3 protein-coding genes are annotated in these 5185 nt (G+C 54.0%); all 3 read right to left on the bottom strand.

Translation table 11 applies throughout. From position 1 onward, the window contains the following. Positions 1–68 precede the first annotated feature (68 nt). Positions 69–1193: a CPBP family intramembrane glutamic endopeptidase gene (locus tag RUMCAL_RS14330; RefSeq protein ID WP_021680966.1), complete on the bottom strand. Its 1125-nt coding sequence runs from the start codon at positions 1191–1193 to the stop codon at positions 69–71. Between the two features lie 451 nt (positions 1194–1644). Next, on the bottom strand, positions 1645–2388 hold the full coding sequence (locus RUMCAL_RS02775) for an aminoglycoside phosphotransferase family protein (RefSeq protein WP_021680963.1): 744 nt from the start codon (positions 2386–2388) through the stop codon (positions 1645–1647). 24 nt (positions 2389–2412) lie between these two features. Further along, on the bottom strand, positions 2413–5049 hold the full coding sequence (adhE, locus tag RUMCAL_RS02770) for a bifunctional acetaldehyde-CoA/alcohol dehydrogenase (protein ID WP_021680962.1): 2637 nt from the start codon (positions 5047–5049) through the stop codon (positions 2413–2415). Positions 5050–5185: the final 136 nt, after the last annotated feature.

Raw genomic sequence — 5185 nt, 5'->3', positions numbered from 1 at the left:
GGCTGCCAGCTCCCTTTTCAAGGGAGCCTTTTTTCTACACCTTTTCTGCCGTTCTCCCAGCAAACGCATCACCCATTCGCCCCACGCACTGCCAGGAACACCATAAATCCCGCCAGCACGACTACAGCCAGCACCAGCACCGGCGAGAACATCGCGGTGCGGCTTCGGGTCGCCTGCTTCTGGGTGGGATACGGCAGGGGCTGGCGGCGTTCGTACAGCAGCCAGAACAACACGCCCATGATCGAAAACGCCAGTACTGCCATACCAAACGGCAGGATTCCCACATTGGCGACTTTCTCCGGCAGCTTCTCCTGTAGCAGTGACAGCACCATGCTGTTGGTATTCACTGCCATGTGCACCAGTATGGACGGCAGCAGAGAGTTATGCCGTGCCACGATCTTCCCCAGAAACAGCCCCATGACGAAGCCCAGAATAAACTGCTGGAAATTGCCGTGCATCAGTCCGAACAGCAGGGCACTGGTGACGATTCCGAAGCGGACGCTGACCGCCGACAGGCTTTTCATCAGGAAGCCGCGGAACAGCAGTTCCTCTGTCACCGGAGCCAGCACACAGGTGTACAGCAATGCCAGCAGCATGGACTGGGTGCTTTGGAAATAGTCGAAAGATACTTCCGGCAGTTCCAGATGCAGCAGCCTTGTCACCGCGTACAGCACCACGGAAAGCTGCTGCAATGCGAAGCCGATGCAGATGTACTGAAAGGCTTTCCAGCCGGAAAAATCCGTCGTCCGGAACAGTCCGCCCAGCGGCTGACGGATACGGCGGCAGCCCAGCCATGCCACCAGCGTGTTCATTCCCCCGAAGATCAGGCAGTGCAACGCCATGTAGATGCCCGATGATTCCATGGTGTGAATTGCTCCGGACTGGTCGCCGTTGAAGTAGGAAGCCGCCGTGCCGTCCATGCACAGCAGCAGCACCATGATCGTCAGCGGGAACAACAGCTGGCTGCCCATACAGCCCAGCAACGCCCCTGCTCCGGCGGTGTTCATCTGGCGGCGAATGCGGGAACGCTCCTCCCGTTCCGGAAACAGCGGGATATGAAAGTCCGGCAGCAGGATCTGCGGCAGAAACCGCCGGTAATCCGTCCGGTATGCGGCGTTTTCCAATGCATTTTCAAAAGGATTCTGCGGATCGATCTGCCCCGCAGTTTCCTCGGTATAGGGTTCGTTTGTCATGGGTTGACCTCCTTCGCGTTAAGGAAAGCTGTCACGCAGCTTTTCCTGAGGCAATACCGCAAATCTTTGTGCGGTATTGCCCTGAATATACAACAGTATACCATATTTTTCGGGAATTGTACAGAGGGCTTTCACAGTATTCACGAAAATCAATTTTCATGATAGCCTCCCCTGAAAGGGGAGGGGGACCGCCGTTAGGCGGTGGAGGGGTTTTTCGTGAAATCTTTTTATGACGTTTTCAGCATAAGTGGAAACCCCTCAGTCAGTGCTACGCACTGCCAGCTCCCCTTTCAGGGGGGCTTACTTGTCAAGCTTCACAATTTTGCACAATTTAAATCAACATATTTTTGAAAATTGATTTCCGTGCACCGTATTCGAAAAAACGGCATACAAAAAGCGGACAGGTCGCCCCGTCCGCTTCGTTTCTTGATACATCATTTTGCTGATGCGTTTATTCATAGTCGAATACGTCGATCCAACGCATGAGGAAGTCCTTTTCCTCCGGCTTGTGCTTCACCAGCTGCGATGCTGCCACAATCGGCATCCACTGGGAAACGTACTGTCTTGCCACGTCGTTCATGTCGCAGAACATTTTCAGGTACAGCTCTGCCCAGTCGTCCTTCCCCTCCAGCTTGAACAGCAGGAATGTTCTGGCAGCGTCAGCACTGCCATTGCCCTGTGTGGCGTGGGACCAGTCGATAACGTGCAGTCTGCCGTCCTTGTCCACGATCACGTTGCTGGGGTGAAAATCCCCGTGGCAAACCTTGATGTGGTCATGCATGGCATTCAGACGGGTATGCAGGTCATAGCGGGTGGTCGCGTCCAGTCCGGACTGGCTGATCTTCCGGTTCATCTTGTCTTTCAGCTTCGTCAGCAGCGGCGAACGCTTGCTCTGGATCTCCTTTTGCAGCAGCACGAACTGTTCCATATAGTTGTGCATCTTGTCGGGGTGCTGTTCCATCATGGACTGGAGGGTTTCCCCTTCCACGAATTCCGTCACGATCGCCCACTTGCCGTCTGCTTTCCGCACTTCCAGCAGCTTCGGGATCCGCAGACCGGTTTCTTCTACTCTTGCCTGATTCAGTGCTTCATTCAGAATGTCGGACTTCAGATAGCCGTGTCCGAACACCTTTACGCGGGTATCGCCTTCCCGATAGCTGGTTTTCTCCAGCCCTTCCAATAACGGTTCCATCATTGATACGCTCCTTTCACAGTGGAATTATGCTTCAGCAGCTTCTGCCGGCACTTCGCCGTAGAACGCCTTGAGATACATTGCCTTGATCTCCGAGATCAGCGGATAACGGGGATTTGCTCCGGTGCACTGGTCATCGAATGCCTGTTCGCACATGTCGTCCAGTGTCGCGAGGAATGCTTCTTCGGTCACGCCGTAGTCGCGAATGGTTTTTTTGATGCCCACCCGTGCTTTCAGTTCCTCAATCTTCACAAGGAAGTTTTCGAATACTTCTTCGTCCGTGCTGCCGTTCACGCCCACGAATCTTGCACACTCGCAATAGCGGGGCAGAGCGTTCGGGTACGGATACTGGGAGAAAGTGCCCATTTTCTGGGGAGCATCTGCAATGTTATACCGCATAATATCGGTGATCAGCAGAGCATTTGCCACGCCATGAGGCAGGTGGTGGAATGCACCCAGCTTATGTGCCATAGAGTGGCACACACCCAGAAAGGCATTGGCAAACGCCATACCTGCCATGGTGGAAGCATTCGCCATCTTTTCCCGTGCCACCGGTGCATGTTCGCCATTTTCGTAGCACTCCGGCAGATAGGTGAAGATGTTCTTCAGTGCTTTCAGTGCCAGACCGTCGGTGAAATCGGTTGCCATTACCGAGGCATATGCTTCCAGTGCGTGTACCATGGCATCGATACCGGAAGCCGCAGTCAGGCCACGGGGCTGGGACATCATCAGGTCAGTGTCAATGATCGCCATGTTCGGCAGCAGCTGATAGTCTGCCAGCGGATACTTGGCACCGGTCGCCTCATCGGTAATCACCGCAAACGGTGTCACTTCCGAACCAGTACCGGAGGAAGTCGGCACTGCAATGAAATATGCCTTTTCGCCCATTTCAGGGAACTCATAGGTTCTCTTGCGAATGTCGAGAAACCGCATTGCCATGTCTGCAAAGTCTGCATCGGGATGTTCATACAGCACCCACATGATCTTTGCTGCGTCCATTGCGGAGCCGCCGCCCAGTGCAATGATCACGTCCGGCTGGAACGACCGCATCAGTTCCGCACCCTCCTTGGCACACGCCAGTGTGGGATCGGACTGTACATCAGAGAATACCTGATACGGAATGCCCATTTTCTGCAGCGGTTCCGTAATGCAGCTCATCTTGCCGCTTTTGAACAGGAATTCATCTGTTACCAGAAATGCACGCTTCCGGTGCAGGACTTCTTCGATCTCACGCAGAGCCACCGGCAGGCAGCCTTTTTTGAAGTACACCTTTTGCGGTGTGCGGAACCACAGCATATTTTCTCTCCTCTCAGCGACAGTCTTGATATTCAGCAGGTGCTTGACACCGACATTTTCCGAAACCGAGTTGCCGCCCCAAGAGCCGCAGCCCAGCGTCAGGGACGGTGCAAGGTTAAAGTTGTACAAGTCGCCGATACCGCCGTGAGAGGACGGGGTATTGATCACGATACGGCACGCTTTCATACGTGCTGCAAACTGGTCGATCTTTTCTCTGTGGTTGACTTCGTCCACATAGAGCGAAGCTGTATGACCGTAGCCGCCGTCCCTGATCAGCTGGTCGGCATATGCTACAGCCTGTTCAAAATTCTCCGAGCGATACATTGCCAGCACCGGAGAGAGTTTTTCATGTGCAAATTCTTCGCTGATGTCCACCGAGGTCACTTCCCCGATCAGCACCCGCGTTTCCTGCGGGATCGTCACGCCGGCGAGTCCGGCAATGGCAGCCGCCCGCTGTCCTACGATCTTGCTGTTCAGTGCTCCGTTGATGAGAATGGTCTTTCTTACCTTTTCGGTTTCCTCCGGTGTGAGGAAATAGCAGCCACGCTTCTGGAATTCTTTCCGGACAGTGTCATAGATGCCGGTATCCACGATGACCGACTGCTCCGAAGCACAGATCATGCCGTTGTCGAATGTCTTTGAGTGTACGATCGAGTTGACTGCTTTCTGAATATCCGCAGAAGCGTCAATGACTGCCGGTGTGTTGCCGGCACCAACGCCCAGTGCCGGTTTTCCGCTGGAATACGCCGCACGAACCATGCCCGGACCGCCGGTAGCCAGAATAATATCTGCCTCCTGCATCAGGGTATTGGTCATTTCCAAAGACGGCACATCGATCCAGCCAATGATATTTTCCGGTGCACCAGCCTTGACTGCTGCGTCCAGTACGATCTTTGCCGCAGCGATCGTGCTCTTTTTTGCACGGGGGTGGGGCGAAATGATGATCGCATTTCTGGTTTTCAGGCAGATCAGCGACTTAAAAATCGCGGTAGAGGTGGGGTTGGTGGTGGGAATGACCGCAGCCACTACCCCGATCGGTTCTGCGATCCGCATGGTGCCATAAGCGGGATCCTGTTCGATAATGCCACAGGTTTTGGTGTGCTTATAGGCGTTGTAGATATACTCGGCGGCATAGTTGTTCTTGATCACCTTGTCTTCTACCACACCCATACCGGTTTCTTCCACAGCCATTTTTGCCAGCGGCAGTCTGGCGTGATTGGCTGCCAGAGCCGCTGCCTGGAAGATCCGGTCTACCTGTTCCTGCGAGAACGTTGCAAACTGTTCCTGTGCACGACGCACTTCCTCCAGCTTGCGTTCCAACGCCGGAACGCCATCCACTAACGGTCGATTGTTTTCTGTTTGATTCATTCAAATACTCCTTTTTTGGGAAACGCCGAAACAGTCCGGTGCTCCTCAGGGTAGAAGAATCCCCTGAGGCGGCTGTTTGTATCCAAAGATACGAAACAAGTCCTGAGGCAATACCGCACAAAGATTGTGCGGTATT

It is taken from the genome of Ruminococcus callidus ATCC 27760 (assembly GCF_000468015.1).
GTDB classification, from domain to species: domain Bacteria; phylum Bacillota; class Clostridia; order Oscillospirales; family Ruminococcaceae; genus Ruminococcus_C; species Ruminococcus_C callidus.
Note: the sequence above shows the minus strand (reverse complement) of the source record. Positions and strands in the feature narration are given on the sequence as shown.

Excerpts from the sequence above, each read along its gene's own strand:
- RUMCAL_RS14330 (WP_021680966.1), bottom strand. The coding sequence starts at position 1,193 with ATGACAAACGAACCCTATACCGAGGAAACTGCGGGGCAGATCGATCCG.
- RUMCAL_RS02775 (WP_021680963.1), bottom strand. The coding sequence starts at position 2,388 with ATGATGGAACCGTTATTGGAAGGGCTGGAGAAAACCAGCTATCGGGAA.
- adhE (WP_021680962.1), bottom strand. The coding sequence starts at position 5,049 with ATGAATCAAACAGAAAACAATCGACCGTTAGTGGATGGCGTTCCGGCG.